This is a genomic window from Legionella pelazae (assembly GCF_052527395.1).
The window spans coordinates 223,374-243,747 of record NZ_JBNVZS010000003.1 but is presented as its reverse complement, the minus strand read 5'-3'; the positions used below and the strand labels follow the sequence as shown (position 1 = coordinate 243,747).

The window sequence follows — 20,374 nt, the reverse complement described above, 5'->3', positions numbered from 1 at the left end:
GGGATAAACTGGCCAAAGGAATGCTTCCCCTCGTCAAAATAAAGCTAGCTATTCTCCTCGATCAAGCAGTCAGTTTGTCTTATTAATTTCTCCCATTGCCCCCTCTGAAAGACTTTATAGACATTGGCTAGTCATCCCGAAAAATGTTTAGATAAAAATTAATTATTAATCTAATTCATATCTTTAAATTATCCCATCTAAATTAATGACATTTAAAAGGGCTTTCTGTACAATTAGAGCTCTAATTCTTACTTGGCTATATTGGAGTAGTGATATGGCACATCCATTAATTAATATTTCGCGGAAGCAAGCCCTATCTTTTGCTAGTTTTCTCGTGCTTTATCAATTTTTAACCTATATTGCCAATGATATGATCATGCCTGGTATGATTCAGGTTATTACTTCTTTCCATGGGCCTGAATCTGCAATTGCTACTTCATTAACGGCTTATATTTTAGGTGGCGCTAGTTTGCAACTTTTTCTTGGACCAATCTCCGATCGAATTGGTCGCAGGCCAGTTATGCTAACAGGAGCAATATTATTTTTTGTATTTACCGCTTTTATTGCCTGCTCTGATTCAATTGGCCAATTTTTATTAGCTCGTTATTTCGAGGGAATGGGCCTTTGTTTCATTGGTGTCATAGGTTATGCAACCTTACAGGAGATTTTTGATGAAATGGACGCTGTTCGACTAGTAGCAACGCTAGCAAATGTCGCATCATTAGCGCCCTTATTAGGCCCTCTGGCAGGTGCAACCTTTATTCTTTATTTTCATTGGCGTGGTATTTTCATTCTCATTGGCTCTTTTGCCTTGCTAGCATTATGGGGTTTATGGCGTTTTATGCCGGAGCCTGTTGGTGCGCAAAAGAAAGATGGGCAAATCATTCCGCGTATCTCCTTAGCGCCACGAATTGTTTTTAGAAACTATATACAACTGTTAACAAATCCGGGTTTTATGATAGGTGCTTTGGTTGCTGGTATGGTTGGTGTTCCCTGTGTTGCTTGGATTGCCATTTCACCTATTATTATTGTTGCTGACGCAAAATTAAGCGTTATTGCTTATGCTCTTTGGCAGTTACCTATTTTTGGTGCAGGATTATTAGGCAATTGGTATTTACATAAATTAACACGCAAGAAGGCACTCAAACCGATTATTTTCTTTGGCTCAATGTTATCTACAGCAGGCTTACTCGCTACATTTTTATTACCTAGCCTCATTAATTCGAACTTTGAATGGCTTTTACCTGGTTTAACTTTATATGGCTTTGGTTTAGGGGTGACAGCAGCACCACTAAACAGATATGTCTTATTTTCAACGCCCATAAGTAAAGGAACAGCTTATGCCATGATTAGTTTAATCAGCATGATAGCACAAGCTGTTGGTGTGGAAATTGCAAATCATATCTATGCTCAACATAATAACAATTATTTTGGCTTATACTGTGCAATAGCTGGTTTAATCTATTTATTAGGTTTAGTAGGCGTTTTCGCTTTGTCTTTAAAGTCAAAAGAAGAGCTTTCTATCTCTGCACCAGCCGTTTAAGTGAGCTAAGGAGTATGGCCTTAGCTTCTGCAACTTCAAGGGAAATAGAAATCTAGAATACTCATATATACATCAAATAAGGGCTAAGTACTTCCAGCATATAATAAGTAACTAAGTCAATAGATATTATATGCTTCATATTGTTAAAATGATGAAAACATTTAATCAAATCAATAAAATTTAACCCAATTTGCTCTAAAATAAAACTTTATTGTTATTTATTAAATTTTGTTTTATGAAACATAGACAGCTTATTGGAATTTGCCAAGCGCTCGGATATACACAACAAACCTCAGAAGGGATATGTCATGGTTTCTCTGCTATGTGGGCCCAAGCTGTATGTAGTAATGATTTAGCTACTTTTAATAAGAGACTAAACTATCTAGAGCGCTTTAAGGATAAACCTGAGCACTTAAAAGACCTTATTGAACAAGCTCAGAGAAATGTTGCCAAAGGTAAATTTAATGATAATGATGAATTTTTAATTGAAATTCAGGCTTTCTTTCAAAATGTGGCCCTACATTTGGCTCCATCCACAGGTATTAATATATTTAATAAGGCCTACCAGCATAATGAAGTTAAAATAGCTCCCTATACGCAATCCGCTTCTTTAGAGAAAATGGGTGGCTTATCTCGAACCTTTTTTCGCGTAGATCAATATAATGAAACCACCCTTAAAAATTATTTAGTTAATTTAAGTGAGCAATTAAAAGATAAAAATAATGCAGCTATTTTATTAAGTGCTAATCGACATACTGTCAGTGTACGCGTTCTAGGCAAAAATCAGTTCGAACTATTGGATACAAATTACTTAGACGAAAGAGGCAAGCGATACACAGCTGAAGAACTGGCGGCTAAGTTAGATTACCAAAGTTTTAACAATAATAATCGATTAATAAGCTGGCTTACTGGTACGAAAAATCCGTTAGTTATGAAGACTGCTGTTTTTACAGCTGAAGATAATCAATTTGAGCTGGATATTCCAGCAACTGAAGTAGAAGTAAAAATCCTTCATCCTTCCTCTGGTTCTCTTTTACTACATACAGCCGCTTTTAGTAATGATGTAGCTACTTTGAAGCATATAAATTTTAATTGTATTGATGTTAATTTACCAAACTCAGAGGATATGTCACCTTTAGCAATTGCTTGTGGGACAGGCTCTAAAGAGGCGGTTGAATATTTATTAACTATTCCTGATATCAATATTAATCTTGAAACTAAAACAGGTAGAACCCCACTTTCCTTCGCTATTGAATCAGGAAATGAAGCAATTGTAGCATTACTTTTAAACAGAGGTGCGAAAGTTAATAAAATTGATTCCTTAGGCTATACCCTACTACACCAAGCGCTGTTAAGCGGCAACCCGCGATTAATTGAAGAGATGTTAGATGATCCTGATATTTCGATTAATCAAAAAACAAATAGGAATTTAAGAACGCCTTTACACCTAGCCTGTTATATAGGAAACCGAGATATTGTACAAAAATTAATATCTCGACCAAATATTGACTTTAATGCACTTTGTTCAGAGGGCCTTACGCCTTTAATGGTCGCCTGTAGAATGAACCATTCTGAATTAATTCCTCTTTTAATCGATAAAACAGATTTATCTATTAAAGACATTGCGCCTGACTCACCATTAATAAAGTTAATACCAACTTGTCATCCTGAAATTCAATTAAAATTTTTACAGAAAGCCATTAGTTGTTATATTGCTCATCGACAAAAAGAAGCAGTTTACACTAATCAATGGCAGCGGGGATTTTCAAGGGAAGAGAAACTTACGGCAGCTGAAGCCTTACGTGATATTGTTGATGGTAAAAAGGTAGATATTACTAGTCACGAAAAGGTATTAAGTAATGGGCGTTTAGCTGCTTTATATAATTTATATACTAATAATCTGCAAGGACTAGAGCTTGATAAAAAACCAAAACAAACCTACGTTTCTGTAGGAGAAAGTTTAGGCGTCACTAAGCAACAAAATAAAACTTCTAAATTAAGTGATAATACATCTACAAGGAGGCACCCTGCGGTGACATCCACTTCAAGTGCAGATGACCCCAATATTTTATTATTAACAGAATGTGACTCTAAAAGCGCTCCTGATTCTGAGAAATCTCTTTCACTGATATCTTCACCAGAGACAATAAGCCCAACTGTGTCAAGAACACCTACACCTTTCTCTTTTAAGCCTGAGCTTGTAAAGTAAATTCTCTATTTAGGGCTATAATAACAAAGCTATTATACCAGCTTAATGTAAAATAAATTACAACTATGATTCACAAGGCAAGACTTATCAAGTGCGTTTAAATTTGCAGTAAAATTTACCGTTGAGGATCAAACGGACCTTTATGTATCCTCCTGATCACTTAAGGTACTTTATCAGCTCAAATAAATCTCTCTTGTGTATTTTTTGCCTTACTGTTATAAAATTTGTTTATAGAAGAGATAGAATTAAACTAATTGCAATTTAATATCCAAATTAACTTTAAATAATTAACAAGATGAGCAATGAAAATAGGCAATAAGAAGTTAATATAAGGTCCGGATTTTTTACAATACTTTGTAAGCTTCTTATTTCAGATCCAGATTATCGAGTGCCTCATTAAGGCAAAAGAGCCTACAAGGCGATATAAAACTTAGTATACATATAAAAGAGCCTATTTATTCTATAAAAATAAATTACTCTATTACTTAAATGGAAATAGTTATGGATTGGAGAAGAGCCATCAATTTAAGGTGGGATAGGTTAGAGCGATTTATTCGCTTTGTTGTTAATCATTTTATTGAGGATGATTGTGCTTATCGTGCTTCTGCCCTGGCTTTTACTACATTATTAGCCATTGTCCCCTTAATGACAGTCGGTTTTTCCATCCTATCTTCTTTTCCGGTATTTCATAACTTTAGTGGTCCTGTCCAAGATTTTATCTTTGAAAATTTTGTCCCTGCTACTGGTAAAATAGTGCAAAATTATGTTCAAGATTTTTCAACGCAAGTTTCTAAACTTTCCATATGGGGTGTGGCTTTTTTATTTATAACAGCCATACTTGTTATGGTTACTATTGAGCGTGCTATGAATAAAATATGGCGTGTATCTAGCGCTAGAAAAGGTGTAGCTGCTTTTTTATTATATTGGGCTATATTATCACTTGGCCCTATTTTTTTAGGTTTAAGTTTAGCAGCTAGCTCTTATTTGATTTCTATTCCTTTCCTAAAAGAGCAACAAGCGCCTTCTTTTATTTTAAGTATGCTGCCTTTTTTGCTTTCACTTACAGGTTTTACTTTTTTATATGTCATAGTTCCTAATCGCCCTATTCTGTTTTGGCATGGCTTCCTCGGTGGTTTATTTGCAACAATTTTATTTGAATCAGCTAAACAGGCATTTGCTTATTATTTATCACACTATGATACCTATCAATTACTTTATGGTGCTTTTGCCATTGTACCAATTTTCTTTGTTTGGATTTATTGGGTCTGGTTTATTACCTTATTAGGGGCAGAGGTGAGCTATGCACTTTCTGTTCATCATAAAAGACGTAGCGGAAAACCCATTGACGGCTTTTCACATGCCTTACTTTGGTTACAATTACTATGGTTAAAACAAAAAGAAGGCCAAGGGCTATGTCTTGATGAACTCATTCAAGCAAGCACTCAACCTTTTGAAATTGATAGTGATCATATGATTAGTGAATTACAAAGAATCAATTTAATTCATATAGGGATTGATGGACAATATTTATTAAGTCGAGATTTAAATGAGATTTCTTTATACTGGTTAAGTAAGCATCTACCCTATAATTTGCCCGATCAATATGATTTTGAAGGCATAGCAACCACATTCCCTTGGGAAAATATATTCAAAGAAAATGATAAGCTTTTACAACAGTCTTTATCAATAAGCTTAGCCAAATTATTTAGCAGTGGCCCACCTACCAACAAGAATATAGTGGTTGTTAATCGATCTGATACTTGATAGGTAGAGCGGATAAATAAGTCGCCGCTTTTGTTAAAACCTTAGGAATAATAGATTTTAAGAGCAGGGATCTAAAAATATAAAAGCTTAACCTAGATCAATTGTAGGTAGAAATAGCTAGATTCCCGCAAGGGAATCTTAACTATAAAATGTATCGAGCTAAATCTTCATCTTCTACTAATTTACCGAGATGGGCGTCAACGTAAGCTTTATCAACATGAACAATTTCACCCGCTTTATCTGTTGCTTCAAAGGATACAACCTCTAAGAGCCGCTCCATCACCGTGTAAAGTCGACGAGCACCAATATTTTCTGTACGCTCATTAACTCGCCAAGCAACTTCAGCAATTCTTCTAATTCCCGTTTCATCAAACGTTAACTGTAATCCTTCAGTAGCCATGAGTGCAATATACTGCTCCGTTAAGGAATTGCTAGGTTCGGTTAATATACGCACAAAATCGTCTACAGTTAAGGCGCTTAATTCTACCCGAATTGGTAGACGGCCTTGTAACTCGGCGATTAAATCAGAAGGTTTGGCAACATGAAATGCACCTGATGCAATAAATAATACATGATCAGATTTAACAGGTCCGTATTTAGTTGAAATGGTTGAGCCTTCAACTAAAGGTAATAAATCTCGTTGAACTCCTTCTCGAGATACATCGCCACCACTACCATGTTCGGCGCGCTTAGCGACTTTATCTATTTCATCTATAAAGACAATGCCATTTTGTTCAACACTTTCGATTGCTCGTGACTTGATATCTTCTTCATTAATGAGTTTTGCTGCCTCCTCTTCGCGTAGTAACTTCATTGCTTTAGCAATTGTTAATTTGCGAGTCTTTGTCCGATTACTACCGACCTGATGAAACATAGCTTGTAATTGACTGGTCATTTCTTCCATACCAGGAGGAGCCATAATTTCTATGCCGACTGGCGTTGCAGCTAAATCAATCTCGATTTCATTATTATCCAGCGCACCTTCACGTAATTGTTTACGAAAAGCCTGCCTTGTTGTACTGTCTTTTTCTGCAGGCGTTAAACTACCTCGTGGTGGCGGTAAAAGGGCATCAAGCACACGATTTTCAGCAGCTTCTTCCGATAAGTGCTCAACCTTTTTCATCGCTAATTGTCGCTCTTGTTTGATCGAAACATCGACCAGATCACGCATAATTGAATCAACATCACGACCTACATAGCCTACTTCAGTAAATTTAGTTGCTTCTACTTTAATAAAAGGTGCTTGTGCCAACTTTGCTAAGCGCCTTGCAATTTCTGTTTTGCCTACGCCTGTGGGCCCAATCATTAGAATATTTTTAGGCATTATCTCATTACGTAAATCAGGATCTTTAATTTGCATACGGCGCCAACGATTGCGTAGAGCAATGGCTACAGCACGCTTTGCTTCCTCCTGCCCAATGATATGTTTATTTAACTCCTCAACAATTTCACGCGGAGTCATAGTCATCGTGGTAATCATATTATTCACTGTCACTTTCCAATTCTTCAATAGTTAACTGATGATTAGTATAAATACAAATTTCACCTGCTATATTTAGACTTTTTTCTACTATTTCTCTAGCGGACAAATCCGTATTTTTTAATAAAGCCCTCGCTGCAGCCTGAGCAAAAGGCCCACCTGAGCCAATTGCTATTAATCCGCCTTCTTCTGGCTCAATAACATCACCATTTCCTGTGATAATTAAAGATGCTTTATTATCTGCTACTGCTAGCAAGGCCTCTAAGCGGCGTAACATTTTATCTGTACGCCAATCCTTTGCTAACTCTACAGCAGCTCGTACCAAATGGCCTTGATGCATTTCAAGTTTGCGTTCAAAGCGCTCGAAAAGTGTAAAAGCATCTGCGGTACCACCTGCAAACCCTGCAATTACTTTATCTTTATATAAACGTCTAACTTTACGAGCATTTCCTTTCATGACCGTATTACCCATAGTGACCTGACCATCCCCTCCAATAACGACTGTATGTCCTCGCCTTACTGATAGGATAGTTGTACCGCGATATTGTTCCAAAACTATTACCTCTAGATTAAGTTAAATTCATCAAGTGGGGACTTATTATAAAAATTCAATAGGATATGGTAAAAATTTCCACTATTTGAACATTAAGCTCATAAACATAAATTAAGCTTTCTCCTTATCCCAACACCTTTTACAAATCCCTTTGAGTTCAATAGCTTCCTTGCTTATTAAAAAATCATTCACTTTAGCTAAACTCTCTACAACACTTAATATTTCCTTATCATGAACTTCATTCACTTGATGACACTGGCTACATACCAATAAAAGCTCTACAGACGCCTGTTTAATAGGTGTATGACAAAGCATATAGGACTGAATTGATTCAATTTTATGTACAATGCCACAAGCAATAAAATAATCAAGAACACGATAGACAGTTGAAGGCTTGGAATTACCTTTTATCTGTAATAAATAATCTAAAACTTCATAAGCTTTTAAAGGTTTTTTTGTATGCCATAAAATATATAAGACAGTTTTACGCAAAGACGTCATTTTGTGTCTAATTAATTTACAGTACTCAATAAAGGAAGACGGGTAAATCATATTATATCGCCTTCATAAAACGAATAACTCTAAAATATTCAAACTTAATCCTTAAATAAAAGATACCCCATGTAATAGAGGTTCTATCTCTAAATAGTGGGCTAAACTTTGGCCAATATCAGCAAATGTTTCTCGTCGTCCAATAAATTTGCTCTTTATTTTAGGGCCGAAAGCTAAAACAGGAATATGTTCACGTGTATGGTCTGAGCCTGGAAAAGTAGGATCACATCCATGATCAGCTGCAATAAGAACTAGATCATTAGGCTTTAATTTTGCTTGTAGTTCTGGAATTCGAGCATCAAATTCTTCCAGTGCATGAGCATAGCCAGCAATATCTCTTCGATGCCCATAAGAAGAGTCAAAATCTACAAAATTTGTGAAAATTAAACTCCCGCCAGGTGCTCTATCTAAAGCACCTAAAGTAGCATCAAATAAGGCCATATTGCCCTCAGCTTTAACTGTTTCAGTTAGACCTTGATGAGCAAAAATATCAGCTATTTTACCAATAGCAATGACGTCTCGGCCCTGTTCTTTTAAGAAGTCAAGCAAGGTAGGTGCAGGAGGAGGCGTTGCATAATCGTGGCGATTACCTGTGCGTTTAAATGAACCCGGCTTACCTATAAATGGTCTTGCAATCACTCGGCCAATGTTATAGTCATCAACAAGTTTACGAGCAATTTCACATACTTTATACAGTTTATCTAAACCGAAATGTTCTTCATGCGCCGCAATTTGAAACACACTATCTGCAGAAGTGTAAACAATAGGTTTTCCAGTTTTAATATGTTCTTCGCCGAGCTCTTCAATAATAACAGTGCCTGAGGCATGCTTTTGGCCAAGTACACCGGGCAGGCCTGTTTGCTCTAAGAAGTCAGAAATTAATTTTGCAGGAAAGCAAGGAATAGTTTCTGGAAAATAGCCCCATTCAAACAGGACTGGGACACCGGCTATCTCCCAGTGGCCGCTAGGTGTATCTTTTCCTAAACTCTGCTCAACAGCATAGCCATAATACCCAGACGGTTCAGCCAATTCATCAAGCGATAATAACTTAACACCTGTGCTTGCTAAAGCGGCATGATAAAGACCTAGTTTAGTTAAATTAGGGATAAATAATGGCCCTTCTCGAAGGCCATTAATGTTAGCCTCTCCTTTTTCGCAAGCCAGATGAATATGACCAAACGTATTAGCGCCCGTATTACCATAACGATGAGCATCTAGACTTGCGCCAAGTCCAAAAGAATCCATTAATAAAATACATATCCTTCTTTCTGTCATGAATTAATCTTCCAAATTCTTTCCATATGTTTCTCTTAAACCAAATAAACCAAGGAAAGCAATTATAAGGCCAATAGGTAACATACAAGCAGCAAACTGATAATCACCTAAAGAATATACAGGAATATTATTTAAAAACTTAACTTCGCCATGGCGGATTAAAAAGTAGCTATATAAATTTTGATAAAGAATATAGCCTCCTTGTACTAAAACAGATACTGAACTTACTGCTGTTGCAGTCATAGTGCTAGGGCTATTTTCAGCAACTACAGCATAACTAATAATCTGTGCTGCGGTAAAAAAGCCCAGTAAGAAAAAAAGAATCTTCATCACTTGAGCACTTAAAGGGAAATATAATATTAGACAAAGAGTTAATAAGGATAACAGTGCCGCTATCTTCATCGGTAAGATGCGTAGTCCTTGTTTATCAGATATCCAACCTATGAATGGCCCGCCTATGATAGCACCTAAAAACAACATAGAGTTAATAACAGCAGCGTCCTCTTTCGTAATATCTAGCCGCTGCATTAAATATAAAGAACCCATCATTGCACCAAAAACAGCAATAGCCATATTCATTAAGCTTGCATACAAAGCAGCACGAATATTTTGGCTATTTAGATAAGTCTGCTTTGCAATTATTAATAATTCTTTTCCATTTTTTACTGCTACGGGCGGGTTAATATTTTTCTTATCGACAATACCAAAATACATAACAATAAGCATGCCTAAGCCAAGCCAGCCAACTTGTAATAGCGAATCTCGCCAGCCAATTTGACCTACCAATTTAGCTAATGGATACTGCGCTAGCATACCGCCAGTCATAGCAATTGTTACGATAATGCCGGTAATCATGGCCATTCGCCTTGGTGGAAACCATCGTGATGCAATGCGAACGGGCCCAAGGAAACAGAATGCACTACCAACTCCTGTTATAAAGCGACAAAGTAATGCTAAATAAAAAGAGTGCGCATGCGCTAAAACAAATGTACTTAATATACAAAGTAACATGGCTACTAAAATTGTATTTTTAGCAGAATACCTATCAAGAATAACACCAGCCACTAATAGAAAAACGACATTTGCTAAATAATAAATGCTTGATAAGTAAGCCATCTTATCTGCTTGAATATGAAAATCTTGCATAATGTTGTCAGCAATAGAGGCAAACATATTACCTTGAATACATTCATAAAAGAAAAATAATGAGGCACTAAAACAAACAACCCATGGCCATAACTTACTTCCAAAATTAGCTACTTGATTAGATTGCTGTGCGATGTGCATTACATTTTCCTCTATCATTGCCACTTTTAACTACAGTTATTATTCTTTGCCTTTACAGTTTGTTTCTTTAGCTAACAACACTGCAATCAATGCAGCGATAGCTGTTAGAGGAAACATCCACATGGCGTATTGAAAATCAGCGACAGAATAATGATTACTAGCTAAACCAGCATGATGCTGCATTAGTATACCAAATAAAACTTGGCCAATCCCTCCTCCGCCCATAATTAGGACTGAAGCAAGTCCAGTTGCAGCGCCCGTATTGTCCTTTCTATTACTTTCCGCGATTAAAGGATAGCTAATGACTTGCGTGCTTGTAAAAAAGCCTAAAGTAAAAAACAGAATACTTAATTGCAACTGGCTAAGTCTAATACCCAGGAAAAAAGGCAATACAGTAATTAAAGTGACTAATGCGCCTAATATCATCAGTGGCTTTCGCTTACCTTGATGATCAGATAACCAGCCTGCAAGTGGACAACCAATGATGCTACCAATAAATATTAAGCTGACGATATTGCTCGCTGCAAGTTCTGAAACTTGATGAACGACCTCTAAATAACTTGCGCCCCAAAGCGCGCAGAGAACCATGATAGGTAAATTTAAGAGAGAAGTGTAAAGTCCTGCTAACCAGTTTTGCCGATTTTTTAAAGCACGTACAAAGCTTGTCATAATATGCGTTTGTACTTCTCCTTTGATTACTGCTCTTCCTTTAGGTCTATCCTGGACGATGGCAGCAATCCATCCTAGTAATAATATGCCTAAAGCACCATCGAGTAATAAGGAATTACGCCAACCATATAACTCATTTAAACGGGCAAATGGCGTATGGGCCATCATACCGCCTAAAAAGGCCATTGTTACAAGCAAACCAATTACAAATGCTTGCCTTCGAGGTGGAAACCAGTTAGAAACTAAAACAACGCAAGCTAAGAAACAAAATGCATTACCAATGCCTGACAAAAAATGAAAAAAACAAGCCCAGTAAAAAGAGTTAGTAAGTGCAAAGCCAAAAGTACCTATAATGCATAGAAACATTGCAATAAGAATAGTAAGGCGTGTTGAGAATCGATCTAAAATAATGCCTGCTGGCAGTAAGAAAAGTATATCAGCCCATAAATAAGTACTAGACATCCAGCTAAGTTCAGTAGCGTCTAGATGAAAATCATGACGCAGGGGCAGATTGATTACATCAAAAATATTAAGCTGAAAAAATTCATAAAAGAAAAATAGGCCAGCCGATAAACAAACAAGCCATGCCATTATACTACTTCGAGGTAAAACATCCCCCGCATCAATTGTCACTGAACTAGACAATAGCTACTCCTTCGCATGGTCTGCAAAAATTGCCCAGCATTATAACAAATCACCATTAAATTTGGTATCTTTTTTGAACAAAAAAAAATGACTGCCTGAATTCATCTGTAGAAAACTTTATTTAAGGATCGCATAAGATTTTATCGATTAATAAGTATACATTGTTACTGATATTAACGAAGGTACTCATTTAGAAGAGAAGTCTACCCTTCTATATTATCTTTATTACTTTCTAGTATTAGCTTTAATATAGCAAAACCTCCCTTTATCACTTATAGTGCTAAAAGATTAATTTATAGAGGATGACTTATGATAAAAGCAAAAGGTTACGCCGCCGAGACAGCTAAAGCACCCTTAACACCTTTTTCTTTTGAACGCCGAGATGTTGGTGATTATGACATTTTAATTGATATTCACTATTGCGGTATTTGCCACTCAGATATTCATCAGGTACGAGACGAATGGGGTGGCGCCATATTTCCTATGGTCCCCGGGCATGAAATTATTGGGACTGTTGCTCAAGTTGGCTCTGCTGTAACCAAATTTAAAGAAGGTGATAAAGTAGGCGTCGGTTGCCTTGTCGATTCTTGTAGACACTGTGCGCCCTGCGATAATCACTTGGAACAATTTTGTATAGAAACGCCAACGTGGACTTACAACAGTATGGAGCGTGATGGCAGTAAACTTACGCACGGTGGCTATTCAACTTGTATAGTAGTTGATGAAAATTTTGTTCTACATATTCCTGAGAATCTGTCTATGGCAGAAGCAGCGCCCTTATTATGCGCTGGTATTACATTATATTCGCCTTTACGCCACTGGCAAGCCGGACCTAATAAAAAAGTTGCTATTGTTGGCTTAGGCGGTCTAGGACATATGGGCATTAAGCTAGCTCATGCAATGGGAGCTGACGTATCGGTTCTAAGCCATTCACCCTCTAAAGAAGAAGATGCTAAACGACTTGGTGCTGATCATTTTTATGCTCTAAATAGTGAGCAAGCTTTTCGTGAGTTACACAACGCCTTTGATCTGATCATTAACACTGTTTCTGCGCCCATTGATTGGAATAAATATCTACAGCTATTAAAATTAGAGGGAACCATGGTTTTAGTTGGTGTGCCAGAGAAAGATATTCCTGTTAGTGCAGCTACATTGATTGGAAATCGACGTAATTTAGCAGGGTCCTTAATTGGCGGTATTAAGGAAACGCAAGAAATGTTAGATTTCTGTAGTCAACATAATATAGCAGCCGATATTGAAATTATCCCTATTCAACAAGTTAATGAAGCTTATGAACGTGTACTGAAAAGTGATGTACGTTATCGCTTCGTCATTGATATTGCTTCTCTTAAAAACGATTAATTCTCACTATTTTACCGCAAGTCATTTTTCACTTACTTGCGGTTTTACTAAAATTAATGATATGCAAGCTAAGCACGCAACTACAATTAGATAAAAAGCAGGTGCTGTACTTATACCTGTATAATAAATAAGAGAAAATGAAATAAAGGGTGTCAAGCCGCCAAAGAAAGCAAACCCTAAATTATAACTCACTGCGATGCCACTGTAGCGAATAGAAGTTGGAAATAGTCTACTTAAAAAACCAGGAATAGCGCCTGCCGAAAATCCCATTAAAAGTGCACTGAGTAATAATGATATGATGTAATATGGCGTTAAATACACATAAATAGCAAAAATAGGATAAGCCAATACTATTAATAAAATACTAAGCATTAAAATTAATTTTTTAGTATTAAATTTATCACTAAGAAAGCCAAAAGGGATAGCAAGACAAGAACCTAGAGCTACTGAAGCTGTACGTTCCCAAAGGTAAGTAGTTGCAGATAAGTTTAATACTTCATTAAAAAAAGAAGGAATAAACAAAAAAAGAGAAGTAATAATTGCAGCACAAAGTGCCGTAAGAAAGGCTCCGTTTATAGTATTTTTACCTTGCTCTCTTATAACAGTCAAAAGAGGAATTTTTTCTGTTTGCTTCTCAATTGCTTGAAATTGCAATGACTCATGTAACTTACGCCGCATTCTATAACTAAATAAACCCATTATACCGCCCATAATGAATGGCAATCTAAACCCGTATGTTTGCATCTGAACATCATTAAGTAAGCTTACGATAACTGCATAAACTATCGAACCTATAACAATACCCATTGTTAAAGCACAAAAAATTATTCCACAAGCAAGTCCCCTTTGGTCCGGTATAGATTCGCTAACATAAGTAATAGCGCCTGGGATTTCTCCACCAACAGACAAACCCTGTAAAATTCGAAAAATTAATACTAATATGGGTGCACTAAGACCTATTTGATTATAAGCAGGCGTACAACCTATCCCCAAGGTGGCTATAGCCATTAAGAAAATAGAGATAGTGAATGTACTTTTTCGGCCGAAGCGATCGCCAAAATGGCCAAAGATAATGCCACCAATTGGCCTAACAATATAGCCAATAGCAAATGTAGCAAAAGTAATCATTAAACTAACAAGAGGATGTGTTACAGGGAAGAAAACTACTGCTAGATAGCTAGCAAAAAGAGCATAAATGATAAAATCATAAAATTCTAAGACGCCCCCTAAACTAGAGAGAAATAATAGTCTTTTTTGGCTTTTGGTCATATATCCCTATGTTTATAGTAAATCCCTTTTGCGAAAGACAAACAGTCAACTTTAACCTAAAGACTTCCCCAATCTGGCACTGGCACTGTTTGCTTTATAACAGAATCAATTAATCTACAATTTAATAAAACTAATATCATTAAAAGAAAAATAATGTAGCGGTTCAAATAATACAGGAATCCTCGATGCTGGGATTCGACAATATAATTATTTTGTAGCCAGTTAAATATGGCAACACATACGGGTAGATAAATTAAAACAACGATTTCAGCAAAGATGCGAGTCTCTGCAACTAATCCTACGAATAGCAATCCTAAAAAATATAAAAAAGTAATATAGCGAATAGGACGATACTTTACTGGAATATAGTCGTAAAATCCAAACCAAAACAAGGGTAATCCTGCAAATGCAAACATAAACATAAGAATATTCTGATTGGCAAAAAGCCACTGCATATTAACTAAAAAATTAGTTAATGAAGTACCGTACCGATGCCAATGGGTGTATGAGCCTGGTAGATTTAAGGTCAAGTAATAGATGCACAAACGAGCTAAAATATAAGCGCCTAAACTCGAAAAAAATGGCATTAATAATTTAAACGCATCTTTTAAAGAGCGCAGATATAAGGCTGGAGTTAACAGGACAATTAAAATACTACTTTCGCGGTTTAAGGTTGCAAAAAAAACACATATTACCAACCAAGACCAGTTTTTTCTTAAACATACATAAAAGCCAAAAATAATAAAAAAGAGAGATGACGTGTCATAAGGATAAAAAATAGCAGCCTCGCCGCTTTGTAAACTAAATCGATAATTTATAATCGTACACAAAGGTAACAAAAGAAAAAAAAGCCAACTGAGCAAAAGAGCTAATTTATTATTAAATTCTAACTGTAATAATTTTTGTAGAGCAAAAAATGTTAAAATAACGAATAAAAGTTCTAAAATAGAAAAAATTTCATAGGCCTGCAATGAAGTCACGTTCAATAGTAAGCGAGCTAAAAATGGAACAAGCTGACGCTGGCCGAAAGGAAGGGGCGCTGTGAAATCTAACCAACTCTCTAGCGGTATTTTATAGTAAAGACCTGTTAATTTCACATGAATATAAGTATACCCTACTAGTAAAGCACCTGTAATAAACCAACGTTTATAACGCAAGATATCTCTATTTAAGCTTTCCGTCGTTTCTGCCATGGTTTAACCCTGAATTCCTTTCCCTTAGCATAAAGCAAATAAATTAGTTTTTCATAGAAAAAGAGAACTTCAATACTTAAATTTGATTTATTAAATAACTACTTACATAGTTGCTATGACATGTAATTTAATATTTCTATAATAAATTAAGTATCCATAGCGATATCTATCTTATTTAACCACACAAATAAAATATTTATTTTTATAAAAAGATATGTTATTGCTTAGCAAAAGCCTAGACAGCAAATAAGATGATTAGCTTAGAAAATTATTTACAGAAAATAAATGTTAGTGCGAAGCCCCTCACCTCTTTGCCTTCTACCGAAAAAATTAAATTTCTGGAGGAGATTTATTTTGCGCATTTAAAGGCGTTTCCTTATGAGAATTTTGAATTAAGATCCATCGCCAAACAACATCTTTTAAAAAGGAATTCATTAAATTTCTTTAGTTACGGTAAGCTACTTAGTGATAATCGAGGTGGCTACTGCTACCAAACAGCTATGCTTCTTTATGATGCTTTAACTCAGATAGGCTTTTCTATTAAACCTTGTATTGCTCGTATATTAAATGGCGCGCCGGTTAATGCTCCTCAAATTTTACAATTACCTGCCACCCATATGTTTTTAGTCGTGTGTATTGAAAACCAAGAATTTTTACTTGATCCAGGTCTCGGTGCAAGCGCGCCAAGGCAGCCGCTCTTAATTACACATTCTGAGCAAATAGTTACTCAATACCCTGATCAATTTAAATTCTATCCCATCGATGATCTTTATATCCTTGAACGGAAAATTAACGGAGAATGGATGAGATTGATGCAGACTGATTTACAAGAGGCAAGTTTAAAACAACTACAATGTAACCTATTAAAACTTGAACGTTATCCATCTATTTTACCCATTCGTGATGAAAAAACACTCGTTGGCGTAATAACCAACGAAGGCCGCAAATCTCTAATATGGGATGTTAGCTCAAATGAATTAAAATTTTCAAAACAAATAGGGGAACTCTATATTAAAGAAACATTGCCAAATTTTGAAAGTGGACAAAAAAAACTAGTTGACGAGTTTAATATTACCTATATTTCTGTATCTGCTTTAAAAGATTATTGTAAAGAAACAATCTTACCAAAACCTATTCGCCGTTGGGAAATCAATTTACCTATCGAAGAGACAGAGATAGAGAGCTTAGAAAAGAACTTAAGTTTTAGATGATAAAATATTTGAGTAAGTACTAAAATGCTTGTTTAGTTCTGGGCTAAACATAGTTATCAGGAGGCTGCGGAACTTCTCTAAGCTCATTTAAATAGATAAAGTGGTTAAATAAACTATTTACCGTTTTAAGTTCCCTAGTCGAGATTAACGCATCTTCTAAATTCCCCCGGTATTTCTTGTCTCTTAATAAATTTCCAATCGTCGCTATAAATCCTGGGTCTCTTTTCAAGATTTCTCCATCTTCTTTAGAAAAAGAAGACGGCTTTCCTTCCAATGCATTAATAAGTTCTTCCGCTGCACTTTTTTTACTCTGAGCACTATCGCGGTGAAAAAAGAGAGGAGGAGAAGATTTTTTATCTTCTTTAATGGATTGCTCAATACAATGTCTAATTACTTTAATTAAAGTAGTAATAGGCTTTTGATTTGCTCCCTTAATAATTTCTTCTAATTTTGTATCATTCAGCCGAACATCGTCATTAGGCTCTCCTTCTACAGGCCTTGCAGCTTTACTACCCTCTTCTTCCCAACGGTCAGACAAAGTAATAATATATTTAGCCACTTCTTTAGGAATTCTAGCTTCAGAAGCAATTAACATACTTATAACTTGCCATGAATCAACACTCATTCGATGATCTAAATCTTTTAATACCTCTCTTTCCAAATTATCTATTAACTCTTTTATTAACTCTCTTTCCAACCAGTTTACTATGTCGCTAGGGAGATTAGATAGAAGTTCATCTCTTTTAGGCACATCGAGGTCAACCAGTTGTAATTCAATTTCTAACCTTTCTATTAATTTGATTGGGAAATCAGATAAACGTAAATTTTTATGTATTAGTTCACCTTCTTCTGTGGTAATTAGGAGAGTGGAAAGAGATGAATTTTCCGGTGAGATTGCCAATAATTTTTGCTTATAAGCCGCGTCTATAACATCTTTATTGTTCATATCGACGCTATCCTCAGCTATTTTAATATATACAACCATTAGCCCTAACATGTAGGTAGCAAAATCATCAAAAGACACATTTTCTTCGTTTGCAAATTTTTTATATGCCTTTTCAATAACGCCAAAATAAAATTCTAGTTCCAATTCTACCTGTAATTCTTTATCTACAACTAAACCCAAGCCTAAAACTGCATCTGCATCAGGATCTAAATTTGCATTTAAATTACAAGCTGGATCTGGACTTATATCTGAATCATTCTCGGACATATCTGTATACATCTGCTTAGTTCGAGCCTCAATTAAAACATTGAAGCAAGCATCTAAAAATTGAGCTGCTTCCTTTCTTTGATGGGGAGATATTTTATCAATCACAGGCTGTAATGCTGCAGTATACCAAGGCATAATAATTTATCTGACTGTCACAATATATATTTAGTTTAGTACAAATAAATTTTACTGTTTTTAAATTGAACAAGTGCTGAAAAATTAAAGAAATATTGCATTAATTTTGATAATAAACTTTAGTATACCCTGTTAGCAAAAATTTAGGCTAAATTAAGTTATTTAATAATTTCTTAATATTTTGTTTTTATAATGCCCACAATATCCTCTATTTAGCCACAAGATGGAAACATTTGAGCATAAAGCTGCGGGTGATCAAATACGAATTGAAACATTCAACAATCCTTATCTGCGCGGAAGTAGCACTCTCAATCCAAATCCTCGCAATAAATTAGATATTATTGTTATGCAGATGGTAGATGGCGTTCCTGTACCTCTTAATTTAAATTTAAGTGCAGGAGATATCGTGGCCCTCGCTGGTGATTATTATACTAAAACAGGATGGGGTAATGAATTAAAGCTTCCATGTCGCCTAAATCAAGGTTCCAATATTGATGAAAACAGGCAATTAATTGATTTGCCTATCGGATTATCAGAACAAAACGCCTTTAATGAAGCCTACCATGATTTAGCCTCTCCTTTTGTAAAAAAAACTGATATAGAGCGTATTTATAAAATAGAGGAAACGCTACCCAGCTTACTTCAACAACTGGTCTACTCCTTTACTGTCAGAAATTATGGCGCTAAATTAGAAAATAATGAGGCTCATTTTGCACCTTGGTCCCTGCGAGCCTATTTAGTTGGCCATAACGCGACCTTAAAGATGGCGCGCTTCGCTTACATTTGTGGGCAATTAGCTAAAGGAGAAATAACTTTAGAAAGCGACGTTATTCCTTTAGAAATAAAAGAGACAATTCACAAAATCAAGTCTAACCCAAATAAATACCAAGTTAAATTAGAAAATTTAGATGACAGTTTAATTTATGAGGAATTAAAGAACCGTTATCACGCTTTAGCTGTCAGCTACGAATTATTTACGCTTCATTTCTACTCCGATCACTTTGCTGGTGGGCACTTAAGCCGTATAGGCTTACTGCGCCAGACAATGCCCAAACAGTTTGGTATTTGGGGCAGTATTTTAATTAACAATATGCATAACGAAGATAATACAGATGGCGTCACAACAACGAATTCGTTTCAATTTGTAAAGTATAGAAAGCATAAAAGATTTCTCGGCAGTCATCATCAGGAAGATTCTTTTGTAGCACTTCATGCAGATTGCCAAGCTTATGGTGATGGAACATATTCAAAGCGAAATAATGACGAGAATAGTAATATGTTAATTAATGGGATGGATAACTCATTAGGAGACATTGCCCATGTTATAACAACTGGACATGTTCGGAAACCTGAAGCCTATGGCGGCTTAACCTTTTTACCTGAAATTGACTATACCAAGCGCCAAGCTCAACCACTGCTTATTCAAGGAAAAGATGGAAAAGTGTATTTTCGTAAAGATGTCCGAACGATCAAAATACTCTCACCTACAGAATATAAAGATATGCTAGATAAACCCGGTAATTATGGTTATCGAGAATTAACAAAATTTAGAGCATTTCTCCTTGTCTTTAAATTAAGAGTACTTAGTTTTTATTATTCGCCTAAAGTAAGAGACTTCACTTCTGTTAGGGAAGCTACAGTTGAAGCGCATGAGCAAAAACAAGCAAAACCTAAGCCTCTAGGCATAGAAGCTGATTTTAAAGTTCGCCGCAGTAATCCGATATCAATACCTAGACAATCTGTTAAACAATCAAACGCATTACCAACACCAAAAGCCACCCAAATTTTAGCTGGATTTCATCCGTTTTGGCGCCCTCATACTGATTATCTTAGTAAAACGCCAGTGCCATTAATAAAATCACAGCAAGAAGAGGATAGCCTAAGTCATCCTGGGCCAATATAAATAATACTCTAATTTATCATCTAGTGTACGTTTTAACTGGTCAAAATTAACACTATTTTATCATTCATAACATTTATGGTTTATAGTTTTGTTAAGAGATCTTATTAAAGG

15 protein-coding genes are annotated in these 20,374 nt (G+C 35.8%); 6 read left to right on the top strand and 9 right to left on the bottom strand.

Annotation, left to right across the window (positions count from 1 at the left end; all coding sequences use genetic code 11):
• Positions 1 to 274 precede the first annotated feature (274 nt).
• The 3 genes from ACQUW5_RS05655 to ACQUW5_RS05645 all read left to right on the top strand — a co-directional run bounded on the left by ACQUW5_RS05655 (position 275) and on the right by ACQUW5_RS05645 (position 5,516).
• Positions 275 to 1,543: an MFS transporter gene (locus ACQUW5_RS05655; RefSeq protein ID WP_444990236.1), complete on the top strand. Its 1,269-nt coding sequence runs from the start codon at positions 275 to 277 to the stop codon at positions 1,541 to 1,543.
• Positions 1,544 to 1,778: 235 nt separating this feature from the next.
• The gene (locus tag ACQUW5_RS05650; RefSeq protein ID WP_444990235.1) at positions 1,779 to 3,752 is read left to right on the top strand and encodes an ankyrin repeat domain-containing protein; all 1,974 of its coding nucleotides are present in this window, start codon (positions 1,779 to 1,781) and stop codon (positions 3,750 to 3,752) included.
• Positions 3,753 to 4,253: 501 nt separating this feature from the next.
• Positions 4,254 to 5,516 (top strand): YihY family inner membrane protein, encoded by a 1,263-nt coding sequence (locus ACQUW5_RS05645; RefSeq protein WP_444990234.1) that lies wholly within the window; start codon positions 4,254 to 4,256, stop codon positions 5,514 to 5,516.
• 142 nt (positions 5,517 to 5,658) lie between these two features.
• On the opposite strand, the gene hslU is transcribed toward ACQUW5_RS05645, so the two are convergent.
• The 6 genes from hslU to ACQUW5_RS05615 form a co-directional block, all read right to left on the bottom strand.
• Positions 5,659 to 6,984 (bottom strand): ATP-dependent protease ATPase subunit HslU, encoded by a 1,326-nt coding sequence (gene hslU, locus ACQUW5_RS05640; protein WP_444990264.1) that lies wholly within the window; start codon positions 6,982 to 6,984, stop codon positions 5,659 to 5,661.
• Positions 6,985 to 6,997: 13 nt separating this feature from the next.
• Entirely contained in the window at positions 6,998 to 7,549 is a 552-nt protein-coding gene (gene hslV / locus ACQUW5_RS05635; protein ID WP_444990233.1) for an ATP-dependent protease subunit HslV, read from the bottom strand.
• 111 nt (positions 7,550 to 7,660) lie between these two features.
• Entirely contained in the window at positions 7,661 to 8,101 is a 441-nt protein-coding gene (locus tag ACQUW5_RS05630; protein ID WP_444990232.1) for a Fur family transcriptional regulator, read from the bottom strand.
• A gap of 51 nt (positions 8,102 to 8,152) precedes the next feature.
• Positions 8,153 to 9,376, bottom strand: coding sequence for a phosphopentomutase (locus ACQUW5_RS05625; protein ID WP_444990231.1), 1,224 nt, complete (start codon positions 9,374 to 9,376; stop codon positions 8,153 to 8,155).
• Between the two features lie 3 nt (positions 9,377 to 9,379).
• Positions 9,380 to 10,663 carry an MFS transporter gene (locus ACQUW5_RS05620; protein WP_444990230.1) on the bottom strand — a complete coding sequence of 428 codons (1,284 nt, stop codon included), beginning with the start codon at positions 10,661 to 10,663 and terminating at the stop codon, positions 9,380 to 9,382.
• 39 nt (positions 10,664 to 10,702) lie between these two features.
• Positions 10,703 to 11,923: an MFS transporter gene (locus tag ACQUW5_RS05615; RefSeq protein WP_444990263.1), complete on the bottom strand. Its 1,221-nt coding sequence runs from the start codon at positions 11,921 to 11,923 to the stop codon at positions 10,703 to 10,705.
• A gap of 363 nt (positions 11,924 to 12,286) precedes the next feature.
• Between ACQUW5_RS05615 and ACQUW5_RS05610 the strand changes: the two genes are divergently transcribed.
• Complete coding sequence (locus ACQUW5_RS05610; RefSeq protein WP_444990229.1) at positions 12,287 to 13,339, top strand: NAD(P)-dependent alcohol dehydrogenase; 1,053 nt, start codon at positions 12,287 to 12,289, stop codon at positions 13,337 to 13,339.
• A 21-nt stretch (positions 13,340 to 13,360) separates the two neighbouring features.
• On the opposite strand, the gene ACQUW5_RS05605 is transcribed toward ACQUW5_RS05610, so the two are convergent.
• On the bottom strand, positions 13,361 to 14,608 hold the full coding sequence (locus ACQUW5_RS05605) for an MFS transporter (protein ID WP_444990228.1): 1,248 nt from the start codon (positions 14,606 to 14,608) through the stop codon (positions 13,361 to 13,363).
• 56 nt (positions 14,609 to 14,664) lie between these two features.
• Complete coding sequence (locus ACQUW5_RS05600) at positions 14,665 to 15,801, bottom strand: hypothetical protein (protein ID WP_444990227.1); 1,137 nt, start codon at positions 15,799 to 15,801, stop codon at positions 14,665 to 14,667.
• Between the two features lie 251 nt (positions 15,802 to 16,052).
• On the opposite strand from ACQUW5_RS05600, the gene ACQUW5_RS05595 reads away from it, so the two are divergent.
• Positions 16,053 to 17,012 carry an arylamine N-acetyltransferase family protein gene (locus tag ACQUW5_RS05595; protein ID WP_444990226.1) on the top strand — a complete coding sequence of 320 codons (960 nt, stop codon included), beginning with the start codon at positions 16,053 to 16,055 and terminating at the stop codon, positions 17,010 to 17,012.
• A gap of 43 nt (positions 17,013 to 17,055) precedes the next feature.
• On the opposite strand, the gene ACQUW5_RS05590 is transcribed toward ACQUW5_RS05595, so the two are convergent.
• Positions 17,056 to 18,330 (bottom strand): hypothetical protein, encoded by a 1,275-nt coding sequence (locus ACQUW5_RS05590; protein ID WP_444990225.1) that lies wholly within the window; start codon positions 18,328 to 18,330, stop codon positions 17,056 to 17,058.
• Between the two features lie 253 nt (positions 18,331 to 18,583).
• On the opposite strand from ACQUW5_RS05590, the gene ACQUW5_RS05585 reads away from it, so the two are divergent.
• Positions 18,584 to 20,263 carry a hypothetical protein gene (locus ACQUW5_RS05585; RefSeq protein ID WP_444990224.1) on the top strand — a complete coding sequence of 560 codons (1,680 nt, stop codon included), beginning with the start codon at positions 18,584 to 18,586 and terminating at the stop codon, positions 20,261 to 20,263.
• Positions 20,264 to 20,374 lie beyond the last annotated feature (111 nt).